The sequence below is a fragment of the Portibacter lacus genome (assembly GCF_021533215.1).
GTDB lineage: Bacteria > Bacteroidota > Bacteroidia > Chitinophagales > Saprospiraceae > Portibacter > Portibacter lacus.
Map to the genome: position 1 here is coordinate 670,196 of NZ_JAJNKA010000001.1, position 17,445 is coordinate 687,640.

The 17,445-nt window shown below is 36.3% G+C and carries 11 protein-coding genes; 2 read left to right on the forward strand and 9 right to left on the reverse strand.

Annotated elements, in window-relative coordinates; genetic code table 11:
• Positions 1 to 244 precede the first annotated feature (244 nt).
• From rpmA to L2586_RS02385, 5 genes are all read right to left on the reverse strand, one after another.
• Entirely contained in the window at positions 245 to 877 is a 633-nt protein-coding gene (gene rpmA, locus L2586_RS24765; protein WP_348535545.1) for a 50S ribosomal protein L27, read from the reverse strand.
• Between the two features lie 19 nt (positions 878 to 896).
• Positions 897 to 1,208, reverse strand: a complete 312-nt coding sequence (gene rplU / locus L2586_RS02370) for a 50S ribosomal protein L21 (protein WP_235291161.1) — start codon at positions 1,206 to 1,208, stop codon at positions 897 to 899.
• A 79-nt stretch (positions 1,209 to 1,287) separates the two neighbouring features.
• Positions 1,288 to 2,532 carry an aspartyl protease family protein gene (locus L2586_RS02375; protein WP_235291162.1) on the reverse strand — a complete coding sequence of 415 codons (1,245 nt, stop codon included), beginning with the start codon at positions 2,530 to 2,532 and terminating at the stop codon, positions 1,288 to 1,290.
• 25 nt (positions 2,533 to 2,557) lie between these two features.
• Positions 2,558 to 4,729 carry a DUF7133 domain-containing protein gene (locus tag L2586_RS02380; RefSeq protein ID WP_235291163.1) on the reverse strand — a complete coding sequence of 724 codons (2,172 nt, stop codon included), beginning with the start codon at positions 4,727 to 4,729 and terminating at the stop codon, positions 2,558 to 2,560.
• 260 nt (positions 4,730 to 4,989) lie between these two features.
• Positions 4,990 to 6,312, reverse strand: coding sequence for an OmpA family protein (locus L2586_RS02385; RefSeq protein WP_235291164.1), 1,323 nt, complete (start codon positions 6,310 to 6,312; stop codon positions 4,990 to 4,992).
• A 154-nt stretch (positions 6,313 to 6,466) separates the two neighbouring features.
• On the opposite strand from L2586_RS02385, the gene L2586_RS02390 reads away from it, so the two are divergent.
• Both L2586_RS02390 and L2586_RS02395 read left to right on the forward strand, forming a co-directional pair.
• Entirely contained in the window at positions 6,467 to 7,603 is a 1,137-nt protein-coding gene (locus L2586_RS02390; protein WP_235291165.1) for a glycerate kinase, read from the forward strand.
• On the forward strand, positions 7,588 to 10,893 hold the full coding sequence (locus L2586_RS02395; protein WP_235291166.1) for an AAA domain-containing protein: 3,306 nt from the start codon (positions 7,588 to 7,590) through the stop codon (positions 10,891 to 10,893). Before L2586_RS02390 ends, L2586_RS02395 begins: the two co-directional genes overlap by 16 nt.
• 62 nt (positions 10,894 to 10,955) lie before the next feature.
• Here L2586_RS02395 and L2586_RS02400 read toward each other — a convergent pair whose 3' ends face one another.
• The 4 genes from L2586_RS02400 to L2586_RS02415 form a co-directional block, all read right to left on the reverse strand.
• Complete coding sequence (locus L2586_RS02400; protein ID WP_235291167.1) at positions 10,956 to 12,500, reverse strand: gliding motility-associated C-terminal domain-containing protein; 1,545 nt, start codon at positions 12,498 to 12,500, stop codon at positions 10,956 to 10,958.
• Between the two features lie 110 nt (positions 12,501 to 12,610).
• Positions 12,611 to 14,206 carry a T9SS type B sorting domain-containing protein gene (locus L2586_RS02405; protein WP_235291168.1) on the reverse strand — a complete coding sequence of 532 codons (1,596 nt, stop codon included), beginning with the start codon at positions 14,204 to 14,206 and terminating at the stop codon, positions 12,611 to 12,613.
• 108 nt (positions 14,207 to 14,314) lie between these two features.
• Positions 14,315 to 16,522: a T9SS type A sorting domain-containing protein gene (locus L2586_RS02410; protein WP_235291169.1), complete on the reverse strand. Its 2,208-nt coding sequence runs from the start codon at positions 16,520 to 16,522 to the stop codon at positions 14,315 to 14,317.
• 166 nt (positions 16,523 to 16,688) lie between these two features.
• The gene (locus tag L2586_RS02415; protein WP_235291170.1) at positions 16,689 to 17,411 is read right to left on the reverse strand and encodes an RDD family protein; all 723 of its coding nucleotides are present in this window, start codon (positions 17,409 to 17,411) and stop codon (positions 16,689 to 16,691) included.
• Positions 17,412 to 17,445: the final 34 nt, after the last annotated feature.

Genomic DNA, 17,445 nt, shown 5'->3' on the forward strand with positions numbered 1-17,445 from the left:
CTAGAGCGTATCTAGAATTTTACGAGAATATGATCAACAGAAGAAAGAATCTTTAATTGTATATCATGTATATCTATGGCAATGATCGTTCATTGTACAACCAGTTCTGAATGTCAAGGCAGAAAATTCCTTCACTGCCATCCTAAGTCCTTGATCAAAGCAGTTTTTATTATTTTCAAAAGGGCATAAAAAAAGACCGCTTTTAAAAAAGCAGTCTTTTATATATTTTGTAGGAAAGAAAGATTTACTCTTCCTCTACGCCTCCGTCTAATTTATCTTGCCATTCTTTTAATTCATCCCATTTTCCAGCAGCTGCTAATTCAGCTTGCTTAGGCCATGTTGTTGGATTGTGGCTTTTGTATCTATTTCCAGCTGCAGCTAAGATTTCGCTTAGTTTATCAGCATCAGTAGCTGCTAAGTCCGCAAAAGTTAAGATTCCAGCTTCGTTAAAAATCTCAGCGATTTTAGGACCGATTCCTTCTACTTTCTTTAAATCATCTCCTTTAGCATCTGCTGCTTTAGCCTTAGGCTTAGCTTCTGCTTTAGGAGCTGCTTTTTTCTCAGCAGCAGGCTTTGCAGCCTTTTTTGGTGCTGGTACATCAGAAACCTCATCTACTACTGCATCTGCAGGAAGTATGCTGATGAATGTTCTGTTATTTCTTTTTTTAGTAAAAGTTACATAGCCATCTACTTTAGCATGTAAAGAAAAATCTTTTCCTAAATATGTATTTTCACCTGCGTGAAATCTTGTTCCTCTTTGTCTAACGATAATGTTACCTGCTCTTGCAAGTTCACCTCCGAAAAGCTTTACTCCTAGTCTTTTACTTTTACTATCCCTTCCATTATCCGTACTACCTACACCTTTTTTATGTGCCATGATATTAAATTTTTAATTTTTAAGCTGAAATAGAATCGATCTTAATTTTTGTGAAATACTGTCTGTGACCGTTTTTCACTTTGTAACCTTTTCTTCTCTTCTTTTTGAATACAATCACTTTGTCACCTTTTGCATGTTCTACAACAGTAGCGGCTACTGATGCTGATCCTAACAATGGTGTTCCTACAGAAGTATTATCTCCGTCTGTGATTAAGTGAACTTCGTCAAATTTAACGGAATCACCTTCTTTCGCGTCTAATTGGTGAACAAAGATCTCTTGATCTTGCTCTACCTTAAACTGCTGTCCTGCTATTGTAACTATTGCAAACATTGTGCTCTTTTACTATTTTTCGAAAATTGGACTGCAAAGATAGCTTTAATCTTTTGTTTTTCAAAGACTAATATCTATATCATTTAATATTTTTTTCTAAGAAGTCCTCTAAACGGAAAGTTATCCTATGTTTTTCGCTGCCTCGAGCCACTAGTAGCTTAATTTTTTTACCCGGTTTTTTTGACAAATTCTTTGTAATTGATTCTAACGTCAAAAACCTAGAATGTATACCATTAAAGGATAAGATGAAATCCCCAGGCTTTAATCCTGCTCTTGAAGCTGGAGTTTCTGCAATAACACTTTTGATATAAAACTTATCAAAATTTCGTCCGATTGCAAAAATAACCATACCACTCTTATCATACACAAATGGCTTGTTGAAAATTAATTTTCTTGGCTTTAGGTGGATTTTTTGCTTTGGATAGTCGATTACAACCGTGAACCGCTCCAGTATTTTATTACCCACGATCCCATTCCGAATGTATACGGAATTATCAATAATGGAACTATCTAGATTCTGAAAACTGGTTGTTAGTCCATCAAATTGGTAACTGCCTATCTTTAAGAAATTCACCTTGCCCATATATCCTTGCAAGCTACCACTGATGCCAGTACCGATCTGACCAGGTATAATATATTCTGGTAATTCGATGTCCTCATGAGTATTTTCATGTAAGAGGTAGTTTAGACTAGCACCTGTATCTATTAATAGATTTATATCTATACTGTCATTGTCTCCTATGCCTGTTGTACACTGGATATAAGGTTTGTTCTTAAGCACTTGTAAGTCGAAAGATTCGAAACCATGCTTTGGCCCTTTGTATTTATCCGGGTCGTGGAAGATGATTCGACTTCTTTTATAGTCTAATTCTACCACTAAATTTTTAAATATACTTGCCCCGATGATACCATCTATATTCACTCCTGTGATATTATCCAAGTTATTTAAGTCATCTTCTAAAACCAGTATATCCTGGTTAACCCGTCCTGAATTGTCTAGTTTCAAATTCACATTCCTAGTAATATAAGCGAATACTAAGTTGGTCAAGTCAGATCCGATCAAACTGATTTTCTTAGAATAAGTCATCCCTAGGAGGTCAGTTATTTCTTTTTTCAGAATTAACGTATTCTCTGCTCCTGTATCAAAAATGAATTTTAGCTGTAAGTAGCGATTGAAGTCAACATTTAGAATAATGAAACCTTGGATATATTCGAATGGAACTTCGACATGACTTCGCCCTCTTAATAGATCCCTACCTGGAAATTGTGCTTGACATATTCCATAAGTCAGAAAAATAACCAATGTTATTATTAAGGATCTCAATATTTAAATGGGTTTTCTATATCATTTAACGTTTAGTTTCGAAATCAGTTCTTAATAACTCTTCTTCTGTCCACATTTTTTTTCGATCTGAAAATTTGTCTTGCAATAATTTTATTTTATTGCGGTTCACGGATCTTACTTCGTTACTAAATGCATTGTAAATATAATTACTAATCTTCTCTATTTCAGCAGCATTAATGTTAAATGATGGCATTACAGATGGGAAGTTTTCTTCCTTTCCATTGATAGTAACTGGCCCTGTTAATCCATGCTGAATAATTAACGGGATTATTTCTGGTTGATTATTTATTAGTGTAGAACCGACTAATGAAGGAGCCTGACCTTCCATCCCTTCACCGCCGAAACCATGACATGGAGAACAGTAATTATTAAACAAAGAATATCCATCCTGACTTGCTTTTCTTTTACTCTGTTTTTTAAAGATATAAAAGGAGTCTCGCTTGCTTACTCTTTCATTATATATGGTCGCCCTTTCGCTTGGATTTTCTATTAGAGTTCCCGAAGGATATGCAGCTATTTTTGCATCCTCCATGCCTTCTTCTAGCGCTTTTAGGAATCTTTGATGTTGCTCAGGATAGTCATTATAAAGTATATCAAGACTTGTTAGCATATGATTTACGACTACTTCTTCTGGAAGGGAAATATAGTTTTCATACAATTGAACGATCGCTTCTTTTTTTAGGTCAATGTTTTTTTGCCCTACTATTTTGAAGAGGTTCGCTATAACCCACGGATCTGAGAATTTTATTTTATTTATTTTTTCTAGGTCAATGTTTTTTCTAGCATCTAATATCCATAAAGCATGCAATTTGGATAGCTTACTTCCTGTTTGTAGTAATTCATATAGTTTATGGTCAATGGTATTCGAAGCCAGAAATCTTAATTTTTCTTGAGCTTTTGTTCTCAGCCAACCATTATCCATGCTGAGGTATTGGAGCAAACTGTCTTCGTTAGAGAAATCAAATGTTGGCATTTTTTGACTGCTGCCTTTTTTTGAGATTTTTAGGATTCGTCCATAATCTACGATCTCATCGAGCTTCTTCTGCTGAATTTCTTCTTTCAAGTAGTTCGTCATGTAGATTTTGTGCTGGATAATTCCTCTATGCATATCTACGATATACAAGTTACCATCAGGTCCTGTATTAATATTGACAGGTCGAAAAGCTTCATCGTCAGATACTAGGAACTCCTTCTGCGGGTAAGCAAAAGTTGCTTTTGGAAAGAAAGCATTTTGTTGGATTTTTAACCTCTTAATCAAGTTTCCTTCCGGGACGCAGATGAAAGCATCTCCGTCGTATGATTCACCGAGGCCAATAGATTGGAAAATGAGTGGACCGCAAGCAGAAGTTGCAGCAAGCACTTTCCCTTCAGCATCTAGTGTTCCTTCATTATATCCTCTATTGATAGAAGTTGCGTGTATAGGGAATATAGACCGATCTCGAACGACATCTTTATTTAAACCCTGAGGTTTATGAATGTATTTATTTGAGATTAATGTATTGGGAAGAAATTGATCCCCATACAGAAAATTAGAATTGTCATTCGCGTATAGGCGCCCATTTTCATCATTGGTGATTCCCCATTGACCTCTAAAATTAGTAGATTCTTTCGTCCAGTTTTCGCCATCGTAACAATATCGGTAATGGCTTTTAGCATTATAAAAACAGTTGTCAATATTCAATAAAAGCCCATTCGGTTTGTGTTCTACATTTCCACCGACTGCATAGAATGAGTCAATGATGGTCGTTGCGCCTTCTTGATCATTAATAATGTCACTATAATATAAATTAGGGTCATCTGCATACAGAATGCCACCATTGTAGAGTCTAATAGCTCTTAGATGATGGATTTTATCTTTGAACACGGTTGATTTATCCATGATACCATCTTCGTCTGAATCTTCAAGAATTAGAATTCGACCATTTGGGATATTTTCTTTCTCGCCATTGATGTCAGGCATGTAATCAGGCATTTCTGCAACCCATAATCGACCTTTAGAATCGAAGTCAATAGCTACAGGTGCATAGATCATGGGCTCACTTGCGATTGCCGTTAGCTGTAGACTGGTATCGATCAACTGGTAAGAAGATAGATCTACATCTTTTGGAAGGTCTTGTTGGACGCAAGAAGCCATTGTAATTATGGAACATAATAAGAAGAAAGCGCGCTGGATCATTAATAGATTCTATGATTTACCTATAAGTAACGAAAATAGAAGCTTTTGGTTTTAATAGAAACTTAAGAAGGAATTAAATAAAAGTTTTTTCTGAATTTTTTATACACCCCAAGCTGGATAGCAATTTACAAGTTATTCGGTTAGAAGAAATAAGGCAGTAAATTGATTGTAAGTCGTTTTCGAATGGAGATTTCACTTCGGAACATAAAAAAAGCCAGTCCTGTTAACAAGGACTGGCTGTATTCAATATAAATAGAATATTATTTCATTAATTTAACTTCTACTCTTCTGTTCTGCTCTCTTCCTTCTGCAGTATCATTACTAGCAACTGGCTCAGCATCACCATATCCTGTAGCAGTTAATCTACTTGCATCAATTCCACTTCCTACTAATCTAGCTTTAACAGCTTCTGCTCTTGCTTGAGATAACATTTTGTTCTTTGCAGGATCTCCAGTATTATCTGTGTGACCTTGAACTTCAGCTTTAATTCCTGGGTAAGCTTTTAAGATAGCAGCTAAGTTATCAGCTTCTACACCTGAATCTCCGAAAATTGCAGCTGAACCTGTTTCGAAAGTTAAGTTTTGGAAACGGAAAGTTCCATCACCATCTGCAGCTCCACCTTCAATAAATGCTTTCATATTTGCTCCTGCTGAATTTGCAGCAAAAGTAATACCGTCTAATGCTTTTTTCGCACCTTCATCAACTACTGCAAATGCAGAACTTAATGCACCACCTACTTTATCTACTCCAGTCTTAGCCATTTCACCAGCACCTTTTACTGCATCACCTGTTACTTCACCTACTTTATCTAGTGCATCGATTCCAGTTCCTTTAGAACAAGCATCAGTTGTACTTAAGTAGTATCCAAGAGCTGCTAATACCAAAAGAGGAATTAACCATTTCATGAAGCCACTTGATTTTGCAGTTGAAATGGTATCACTTGCAGTTCCTTTTACAGCTGTTCCAGCACTTCCTACTACACCTGCTGCTGCTACAGCCGCTTTAGTTGAAGAATCTTTAAGGCCTGCAGCCATATTTTTAGCACCTCCTAATAAGCTACCTAAGCCTAATAAAGATCCCATACCTGAAGGCATTGCTGCTGCTACATTATCTTTCTGACCTTTAAGTAGGTCCATTAATCCTCCTATTCCTTTTCCAGCAACTTGCTTGCCGATCATACTCATTAAAAATGGTGTAGCTAATTTCAATAATGATCCAGCTGAACCTTTTTTAATTCCACCTAAATTAGAAACGATGTCGATAACACCTCCTAATTTGTCTCCTAATAACATATCAAGGACTCCACTTCCTTTTCCCATAAGTTGATCTGCAGCTGCAGTATCACTACCTCCGAACATTCCTCCGATGTTATCCATAAGGCCACCGTCAAAATTGGTAAGAGATTTTAGAAGTGTTCCAGCTCCTTCAGTCGATGATCCTTTGCTGATCATTGATCCTAAAATTGCAGGAAATCCTCCCCCTAATGCTTTAGTGATTCCTTCTTCAGATTCACCTAGCATTCCGCTCGCTTGTTTTGCTAAAGAACCAGTTACCTGATCTTTTAACATATCTAATAAATTCATAAATTAGTTGTTATTGATTAATAAATTTTGTTAAAGAAAATTCTTCGTTGTAAATTGGAGCAGGGGTTGCTCTAAAGTTCTAAAGTGCGGTTCAAGCTGCAAGATATTCATTTTCAGTAAACTATCATTATATTTGTTGCCTAATCTAAGAAAAGTGGGAAAATTTAACACAATTTTGCTTGTTCCTGATAGTTTTAAGAACAGTTTATCAGCCGAAGAAGTAACAGAAGAGCTGGCGGAAGGGCTAGATTATTATAAAGAGGGACTGGATATACAGCAATTCCCATTTGCGGATGGAGGAGAGGGTAGTCTGAAAGTAGTAGAACGCTTTGTGAAATGCGAAACGAGGACGATTTACACCTTTGATGCTTTGATGAAGCCGATTCGTGCTGACTATCTTGTAGATCCTGTTCGCAACATCGCATATGTAGAAGCGGCACTCGTAGTAGGACTAGAAGTGCTAGATAAAGATCCTGATTGTTATAATGCAAGTACTTATGGGTTAGGATTAGTGATAGCTGATGCCTTGGATTTTGGCGTAGATGAAGTGTACTTGTTTCTCGGGGGCACCGCGACTTGTGATGGTGGTGTAGGAATGGCAGCCGCACTTGGATATCATTTTATGATGGAGAAAAGGGTGCTGGAGAGACCTTTAGCTAGAGATGTTAAATATATAAGTAACGTTAGGACTGAAAATGTACATTCTAGAATTAGTGATGTGAAGTTTCATGTAGCTTGTGATGTAGATAATGTCTTATTAGGTGAAAATGGAGCGGTATTTACTTATGCGAAACAGAAAGGTGCAACAGAAGAGCAGCTAGAATTGCTAGAGCTTGGTATGGAGAACATTCGAAAAATGCTGCTGGATAAAAAGAATATTGATGTTCAAGATGTACCCGGTACTGGTGCTGCGGGTGGATTAGGTGCCGGATCTATTTTGTTCTTGGACGGCCAACTCAAATCTGCTTTTGATATTTTGTCTGAAATAGCTGGACTTAGAGATAAAATTAAAAATGCTGATTTAGTGATTACCGGAGAAGGTCATATAGATATGCAAAGCTTTAATGGAAAGCTTATTTCTAAGATCAAGGAAATTGCTGATGAGTTCGAAAAGCCCGTATGGTTAGTTTGCGCCATCCGTTCTATCAGCGAAAAAGAAGCGCTTAAAATTGGGTTCGAAAGAATTCATTCTCTTTATAAAAGTATGCCTAAGAAAATTAACATTCCGGAATCAAAGCGGAAATTATTTAAAGTAGGCAAGAAATGGGCTGAAGAATGGATAGAAGTCTAGTCGACGAAATATTACACAAGTTGCATAATCTACTAGAAAGTGAGGTCTCACTTTATAGCAGATTAAGAGGTGTGCATCTAATGATTGATCTTTATATAGAAGATAAGTTAAAAGATGAACAGATTCACTTCACCACTTTCTTTACCAAAATCGCATATGTTACATTAAAGTTTAAGCTTTCGAAAAGATTGAGTTACTTCCTTCATAAGCACAGGAAAAACATTGAACTGACTAGTGAGGAGAATGCAAGCCTTATTCAATTAGATGTAGCAGTTTTTTGCCTTACTCAGATGCTTTATGAAATTGACCAAGAAAAAATTGACCTAGAATATTATACTTATCCTAATCTTCCGAAATATACTTTCTCTTCTCCATCTAGATCCGTTTCGTATCTAAAATCGGCACGTGTTCATATTTTTGATTACCATAAAGAAGAAGCTATACTTAAGGGATTTAATGAAGATCTACCTGAAGCAGAAATTAGTATTTTATTAAATGTAACTGGGGTCAATGATGATTACAATTCCGTGTTGCGATTTCTTGATCGGCGAAAAAAGTTTCCAGTTATTCTGAAATTAGAGCAGATAGAAATAGATGAAAAAGGAAATTATACCCCTGCGATCATCGTTTTCGAACCTGACTATCTCGTTGATATTACCACTGTTGCAGAATGTTTCAAGCCTAATGAATCAAACCCGCTCTTCTATTTTATTAAGAAATTCATCCCGGTTCTGCAGAATAAGTACTTGATCATTGGAAATATTGCCAATTATTTCTTGGATGAACTGTTCGATAATCCTGAAGTGTCCTTTTCTGAATTGTTAAAAGATACCTTTAAGATTAGCCCGTTAGGATTTTCTATGATGAATGATCACGAACTCCAAGAAGTGGTTAATACACTGAAAATTCACTATCATACGATAAGAGATGTGGTGACGAACCAATTAAGCATTCATTCTATTGATTTAAAAAATACCTACTTAGAACCCTCTTTTTACTCTCCCGATTATGGCTTTCAAGGTCGTCTGGATTTGTTTTCTTATATGGAAAAGACGAAGGAGGCGAAGATCATAGAATTAAAAAGTGGAAAGCCGTATCGTTCGAATAGTTATGGACTGAATATTAACCACTATGTGCAGACATTGCTTTATGATTTAATGGTTAATGCAGTTACCAACGGGAAATTAAAGATTTCAAGTTTTATACTTTACAGTAGCCAGGCTTCAGATTCGTTAAGATTTGCACCGCCGCTGAAATTGCAGCAGAAGGAAGCGATAAAATTGAGAAATCAGCTGGTAGAAATTGATTATTTATTGGCTGATGTCGAGCTAGATAATGACCATCTCTTTTCTTACATCCAAGCTAATTATATTAAGTCTGATGGATTCGCCAAGCGAGATATTGAGTTGTTTCAGAAAGCATATGAGCAGTCTTCGAAGTTGGTCAGAAAGTATTTTAATGCTTATACTGCATTTATTGCACGAGAACAGATTCTTGCAAAGACGGGAGAATTTGGATTGGATAAATCAAGCGGCCTAGCTGGATTGTGGTTAGATGACATGCAGGAGAAAATAGATAATTTTCAAGTTTTAAATGCTTTGAAAATTGACCAGCTGAAAGTAGAAAAAGATCACACGGTGATAACTTTCATAAGGACACCGCATACCGCCGTGAATGCGAATTTCAGACAAGGTGACTTAGGAGTGGTCTATCCGTATAATGCTGGAAACGAATCTACTCTTAGAAATCAAATATTCAAGGGTTCGATAATCAGCATAGATCCAGCGTTTGTTAAAGTTCGATTAAGAAATAAGCAAAATAATACCTACATCTTTGATAGCGAAGAGATCTGGCACATAGAACATGACCACTTAGATCATGGATTTAATTCGATGTATCAAGATTTATTTAGGTTTATCAATACAACTAAGGAATATCAAAATCGAATATTAGGGAAAGTACCTCCACGTGATCCTAGCGAAATCACGACCATTAATAGTGATTATATGACTTCAGAGCAGATAGATATTCTATCATATATGGTTGCGGCGAAAGATTATTACTTGCTTTGGGGGCCTCCAGGAACAGGGAAGACGAGTGTAATGCTCTACGAATACTTGAAGCATATTTATTTCGAGACGAAGGAAACAGTCTTGGTTTTAGCCTATACGAATAGAGCAGTAGATGAGATTTGTGAATCGATCTCACGAATAGGCGGCGAAATAAAAAATGAATATTTTAGAATTGGATCTCGGTATTCGTCCAATGAGAAGTTTGTCGATGATTTATTAGTAACGAAGTTAGAAGATATAACTAATCGATTCGACTTACTTACGATGTTGAAAAAATCTAGAATCATCGTATCCACACTGGCATCGATTCATGGTAAGAAGGAATTGTTTTCTTTAATGAAAATAGATACGATAATTGTCGATGAAGCGTCGCAAATTTTAGAACCGCAGCTTATCGGATTTTTGTCCTTAGCGAAGAAATTTATCCTGATAGGTGATCATTATCAGTTACCAGCTATCGTAAGACAAAGTGAAATAGAAAGTGCGGTAAAAGATGAAGAGCTGAATGAAATTGGGTTAAGTGATCTAAGTAATTCTCTTTTCGAACGAATTTATAAGAAATGTGAGCGGGAAAATTGGACTTGGGCGCTAGGGAAACTAGGACAGCAGGGTAGGATGCACTCAGATATCATGTCTTTCGCTAATCGGTATTTTTATAAAGGTGGATTGTCGATTATTCCTTCTCGTCTAGATCTGAATGATGTGAAAACGAATGATATAATTTTTGGTGAAAGACTGGTATATATACCTACTGAAATCGATTCGGATGCGATCACATATAAGACGAATAAAGATGAAGCTGAGAAAACGAGCACTATTCTAAAGCAAATTTTAAATCACTACCAAAAGTTAGGTGTTCCAGTTAGCGAAGATGCGATCGGTGTGATAACGCCTTATCGTGCTCAGATTTCAGCCATAAAATCACAATTGCTTGCTGATGGAATTACTCAAGATATCAATATTGATACCGTAGAAAGATACCAAGGAGGCGCAAGAGATATCATAGTGATTTCTTTATGCTTGAATGCAGAAAGTCAGTTAAGGCAATTAGTGAATCTATCTGATGATGGAATCGATAGAAAATTGAATGTCGCAATTACTCGAGCGAGAAAACAAATTATCATTTTGGGTAATGAAGAAATCATGCGCAAGAATATACTTTACTCTGCCTTGATTGACGCATGTTCGCTCAGAGTTTTCGAGGAAAATGTGGTCTAAGATAAGGGCTCACAATGTTCAGGCTGTTGAATTTAGATCTTCGGATTGTATTCGCCTTTGTGCTACCGAATGAGGGTGATACTTCCCGTTTTTAATTCAGTTTTTCCATTCCCAATTTTTAATCGAAGGAAGTAAGTATAAACTCCTTCTGCTATGGGACTTCCCTTCCAGGTACCGTCCCATTCATATCCTGAAAAGACCATGTTTCCTAGGCGATCATATATTTTAAATTCCTGAACTTGAAACTGATCTGCTTCGCCGATAATGGTAAAAGTATCGTTAAAACCATCTTGATTGGGTGAGAAAATATTAGGTATAAATACACCGAAGACGTCCAGCATCAATAAAACATCTATTTCACAACCTTGAGAGGAAACTACAGAAACAATGTATTCCCCTTTCTTATCGAATTTTTTATTCCCAAGGTTAAAAGTCTCTCCCAGAAATATTTCTCCGCGAATGGTATCAAGCACTTCTCCTGAAATACCTAAAGTTAGACTAACGATACTGTCACAATTAAATCTGGTCTTTAGTGTATCTTGATAGATGCCAGATTCGGTAAGTTTTTTATTGCCAAATTGATAAAAGTCACCTTGGCAAATGGTTCTTGCTACTTCTGACCATTCTGTTGGTTTAATATAATTATACGCTTGTGATAAATTACAAATCCCATTCTCAAGAACAGTGACTTGGTATATTCCTTCACCATAAATCTTAGATAACTTCGCTTTTGTTTCATTAGTTAAAGCAATCCCGTCTTTATACCATTGGTAGAATCGATTTGCTTTTTCTACTATTGCGAGTGTAAAATCGTCTGCGCATGGTTGAGAGATTTCTATAATTTCAGAACCAAATTCTTCTATTCCTGAAAGGATTAGATTATCGAAGAAATAGTAGTCGTTATAGGTCGTGTCATTTCTCGAGCAAGCAGGACCTATGGCTATGGCTGCAATGCTCTTTTTGTCAGTAAATGTGATGTTGCTTTTCACCCATTTATCACCATTCCCACTGGACACCTCTACGGCTCCTAGGGTATGCCATCCGAGATCAACATCTGGGCAACTTCGATTTCCGTCATAGTTTTTTAGAAGCTCATCACATGAATAAGCACCGTAAATTTCAATAACTATTTTCGGAGAAAACAAATCCACACCGAATCCAAGTTCAAATTGAATTTGGTATATGCTATCTGCTAAGAGTGGTTGTGTTAAACAAATGGCAGCATACTCTTTCCACGTTGTAATTGTTCCGTCTGGACCTGGGTAGGAAAAGTCTTGCAAGCCAATAATTCCATCACCATTTGGAAATGGCTCAGGCGGCGGAACCACATCAAAGCCAAGGAAACCGCAGTGATGTAAGTAATCTCCAGTGGTTTCAGTAGGGGTTTCCCAATTTTGAATACATCCCAATTCACCGAAACCATTTGGGCAACAGGTCATTTCTTCAAATGATGGATTAGGAATCAATGAAACAGGCTTTATGGTTTCGCATTCACAATCACCGTCATTAAGGTCTATTAATCCATCATTGTCATCGTCTAATGCATTATCACATATTTCTGTTTGAGCATTAGCAAAAGCCAATAGGGAAAAGAGAAAGCAGGTCATATAATGTCGGATGGTCATGGTGTTATTAAAAAGGATTTAGGTGTGTTTTTGATTCGTATTTTTATTTAATAAGAATGACATTTTAGATTAGTTTGCGATCGTTGCATTGCTTAACGTATCAAAGTTACCGTACCTAACATTGCTTCTTCACTACCATCGGTGAAGCCGACTATTATTTCATAAAGATATACATCTTCCTTTACAGGACTACCTAGATAGGTGCCATCCCATTCTGCATTTGCTCCCTCGTACATCTTAGAGCCCCATCTATCGAAAATTGACATCCTTTTAATACGAAAGAGTCCTGATTCACCTAATGAACCGAATGTATCATTGATCCCATCTTCATTTGGTGAAAAGATATTTGGAATAAAAACAGTGAATAGTTCTAATTGTAATAAGACTAGGCTATCGCAACCTAATGAAGAATTAAGAATGATAGGGTATTCCCCGGCATCTTTAAAAACATACTTATCCAAACGGTATTTAGAACCTTTGAAAATCTTTGCAGAGACGGTATCTATTATTTCTCCTAGAACACGAAGATTTAGTGTAACTATACTATCACAATTATCCACAGAGGTAAAAGTATCCACGTAGGTGCCTGATTCTGTTAAATTTAGTTCTCCGAATTCATAAATATCGTCTTCGCAAATGGTTACAGTAGGTTCTGTGAAAATTTCAGGCTTAATGTATTCAAACCTTGTAGAAAGTCTGCATGTAGAGCCGTCTTGGATTCTTACTTGATAGTTGCCTTCTCCATAATTCTGGCTGAGATTAGAAGAAGTTTCTCCTACAAGCGCGATTCCCTCTTTATACCACTGATATTCAAAGGCATTATTGTGCCTAACTTTTAATGTGAAATCCGTTGCACAGTAATGATTAACGGTTATGATATCTAGATCGAAAAATTTAATGTTAGCTAGAATAAGATTGTCGAAAAAATAATATAGACTTTCTGTAGCAGTTGGGGCTTGGCATGATGGACCGATAGCTATGGCATAGATATCCTCTGCTGGAGTTACATCGATCAAGGTGTTAACCCATTTATGTCCAGAGCCTCCAGAAATGTTGCGCTGACCTAAATGAACCCAACCGGGGCTATTCGACGGGCATCCCGTATCTGGGTTGCCTTCACCAAAAGGTAAGTTGACACAATCATTGGTTCCGAATATGGTGATATTTATAGGTGGAGAACTACTAGGAGATGCAAAACCTAAGTCAAATTGAAAGCGGTACGTCGAATCTTTTAATAAAGGGTTTAACAAGCATGATCCTGCATACTCTTTCCAACCCGCGATCTGTCCTTCTTCTTGACTATATCTCCCATCTCTAAAACCCATGATAGAATTTCCATCTGGAAATGGTCTTGGGGGTGGAAATTCATCCCATCCTAACCAGTCACAAGTGTGTATTAAGTCAGTCGTAGGTTCTGAAGCTTGAATCCAATCCACTGCACAGTTAAGCTGGCTTCTTTGTGATGGACAGCAATTTAATTCTTCGAATGAAGGGTTTGGAATAAGGGAGATAGGTTGAGTAATTTCGCAAGGACAATCATCATCAATGAGATCGATAAGTCCATCATTATCATCATCTATTCCATTATCACATATTTCAACCATTTCTATTCTTGCGTTCGGTGTTGCAGATATTAGAATGACCACCGAAAAGAATAATAATGTGATATAGGTGGTGTATGATGGCATCTGACATAGTAATTATTTCATTGAATTTACTACTTTTTTTTATTCTTGCATAAAAAAAGAGCCTGCTATAAATAGCAGGCTCTCCAAATATATTTAATTTAAAATCAGTTAGTTAATTCGAATTAACTTGCCTTGGAACGATTCTGTTTCAGTTTTTAATTGATAAAAATACACTCCGGTAGCATCTATAATCGAACGATCAATCTTAATCGCATGAACTCCTTTATTATAGTTTCTTGTATTCGTATAAACCTTTGCTCCATTTAATGAGTAAATCTCAATTGTTATGTTTTGTGATTTATCATTATTGAAGTTGAAATGAGTTTCATTTTTAAATGGATTAGGTGCAAGAGACGCTAACTCGAAAGTAGAATTGCTTCTTAATGCCACTTTCTGCGTTCCGAATAAGTCTTCTAAGTTTGTCTTATCTGTTAAGTCACCCATCTGGAAGATCATCAAGTCCACTCCAACAGCATTTCTGTTTTTGATTTCTACCATCTTAGAAGTTGGATATTCATCTATATCAGTTGCTATATTATTTGAAATCGAATAATCAGGATCTAATGTTACCCAATTGAACATCTCTTCATTAGTATTTCCATTTACGAAATCGTTCAAGATTGCTAAATCTTGTAAATCGATGATTTTATCATGATTTAAATCTGCTGCTAATTTCTGATACATATTCAGTTGAATCTGCCCATCTAAGTAACCTGCAAGTAAGTATACATCCATTGAATCAATGAACTGTGTATTAGGAGCAGCATTATATAATGTCAATTCGTAATCTTCATTAAGATCTAAATTTTCAAGCATGTACTCTCCTTCAGTAACTGCAACCTCGAAATCTTTATCTACTTGAGTAGTATCATAAGTTGGAACTTCTACTTCATCGATTCCATAATGGTAAGAAACAGATCCATCATTATTGACTGTGCTATCGATTACAAATGTGGCAACCTCACTAGAATAAGTAGTATCGAAAGTCATTCCTTCATAACTACTGTTCACATCTAAGATAAGAGATTCTGTATTTCCGAAAACACTTGAAATATTTCCTGTGATATAAGCTTCTTCTAACGCTTCACAATTCGGAATATTTGCTGCATTGTTTTGCAGTTTGATGTATGTAGTACAATAATCTTGTTGACCTGAAGAAGCTGTTACCCAGATATCTAATTCCACTTTTCCTACATCTTCACAAGTAAATACTCTTACATTATCGTAAGGGTCAGATGAAAATGAGATTTTCAAACTAGCATATGGATTACATGCGAAATTTGATCCTGCATCTAATTCTGATGCCCATATTTCTCTCATACCATCATCAACTACTCCATCACCATCGGTGTCAACACCCATAAGTGAAACTGCAAGTCCATAATAACAATAAGGAGTTGGTGTTGAGTGATCTTTAACTGTAACATTGACATAGAAAAATTTAGTTTCCCAACAGTTGTACTTAACCATGTATCTGATTTTCGTAGTTCCTACTGGATACTTTCCACTTGCATCAGCCCCACCGTAGTAAGAATATGGTGAATTATTCGTGATCTGATATTGATCATCACAGCCATCTTCTATCTTAAATAAAGGAACATCTACCCATGCTTTTTCACAACTTGTGGTAGTTACCGTAATATCTTCAGGAACCCATGCTTGTGGCTCATTGTATGCGGTAGTTACTTTTATACGTTGGTTATAAGTCCAGATTCCTTGATTTGTCCAAGGGTTGAAATTACAGCAATCAACGATCGTCCATGTTCTGATGATTTCATAACAACCCGGTCCATATACATACTTATTATCATGGTAGCTATATCCTATCTTAGAACAGGTAGCTCCGTTTGTTGACCAAGTTGGCATATTCTTTCCATAGGGTAATTGTTCTGGTTTGATACCAGGATTACATCCCGTGAGTTCTACATTAGAAGGCCATTTGATCGAACTAGAGTTGAAATAATTTCCTTGAACGTAGATCTTCTGACTACACTTATGCCAGTATCCGTGGTAATCAGCAATTTTCCAAGTTCTGGTGATATATCCGATGTTACAATCATTAAGGTAGTATTTCACTTCAGCATGACCTGCATCATGAGTTCCTGTGTAATCCTTGTACCATGCATTTCCTAACCAATCAAGGTCCCACAATTCTTCACCACAATTAAGCCACTTGGTAGGCGGACAAAATATTTCAAAGACATCTTCGTCTTCATTATTTTCTCCGGCTGCAGTATTTATATTCAAGCAAGTAAAAAATGCTAGAATAATCACTATAAGCGTGCGGGGGATTACAATTTGTAAATCTGTTTTCATATACGAATGTTGAGTTAAAATTAACGTACATAACAAGCAAGGTGATTGCTTATCAGTTGGTTTTGTTTTTGTGAAGATAAGCGGAGAATTGTAACATTGCAAATTAACAGTGTTAAGTTTATTGCTAAATAATATATATTTTAAATATAAATGTATAATGATCTCGTTACTCGGACTGCTCAAAATAGTTGTAATCAGAAATTACTTGTTTTAAGAACTCTTCCGAGCTACCATATTTAGAAACTCCTATTACTTGTTCTATCTTTTCAGCTAATTTAGTTCTAAGATGAAATGCATCTTCAGATCTTTTTTTGAGCACTTCTTTGATAATCATTATATCCTCATTTCTAAGATTGATAACCGACGGATATATAGGCGTATATTCGTCTTCTAGCTGAAGAAATGCTGTATTTCGAAGATTGCTTTTATTCTTTAGACTGATCACAGAAGTATTAGCGACAATATCGCCTACTCTTTGCCCTTTTTCTGAAAAAGCAATGGCTAACACAGCAATTATTCCACTTAACATATTGATATCTACTATTCGAAATAGCCACCTTAGGAAGTAACCACTGAATGACACTTCATCTCCGTCTAGACTGACGACCTTCATTTTTAGAAGACGCTTTCCAGGGGTCTGTCCATTGTTGAAAACTTCAAATATTAATGAATAAAGTACGATCGGTAGTGCAAAAAGGAAACCGATGATCATAGCTAATTGATAACTCATATCGTCTAGAAAGGGTACGAAGAGTAAAGCACCCAATAACAAATAAGCTATCTTGATAACCATGTCAATGATGAATCCCAAAATCCGATCTCCTAGGTTAGCAACTTCATAATCGATGTTTACATTTTGTGCGGTTGTAATGGCAATAGTGTGAGGCATAAGCTAGTAGATCTCTTTTTACAAATTTAAGATA

Bases quoted from the DNA above. Each gene is read 5' to 3' on its own strand.
- rplU (WP_235291161.1), bottom strand. From the start codon at position 1,208: ATGTTTGCAATAGTTACAATAGCAGGACAGCAGTTTAAGGTAGAGCAA.
- L2586_RS02405 (WP_235291168.1), bottom strand. From the start codon at position 14,206: ATGCCATCATACACCACCTATATCACATTATTATTCTTTTCGGTGGTC.
- L2586_RS02415 (WP_235291170.1), bottom strand. From the start codon at position 17,411: ATGCCTCACACTATTGCCATTACAACCGCACAAAATGTAAACATCGAT.
- L2586_RS02395 (WP_235291166.1), top strand. From the start codon at position 7,588: ATGGATAGAAGTCTAGTCGACGAAATATTACACAAGTTGCATAATCTA.
- L2586_RS02410 (WP_235291169.1), bottom strand. From the start codon at position 16,522: ATGAAAACAGATTTACAAATTGTAATCCCCCGCACGCTTATAGTGATT.
- L2586_RS02380 (WP_235291163.1), bottom strand. From the start codon at position 4,729: ATGATCCAGCGCGCTTTCTTCTTATTATGTTCCATAATTACAATGGCT.
- L2586_RS02385 (WP_235291164.1), bottom strand. From the start codon at position 6,312: ATGAATTTATTAGATATGTTAAAAGATCAGGTAACTGGTTCTTTAGCA.
- L2586_RS02400 (WP_235291167.1), bottom strand. From the start codon at position 12,500: ATGACCTGCTTTCTCTTTTCCCTATTGGCTTTTGCTAATGCTCAAACA.
- rpmA (WP_348535545.1), bottom strand. From the start codon at position 877: ATGGCACATAAAAAAGGTGTAGGTAGTACGGATAATGGAAGGGATAGT.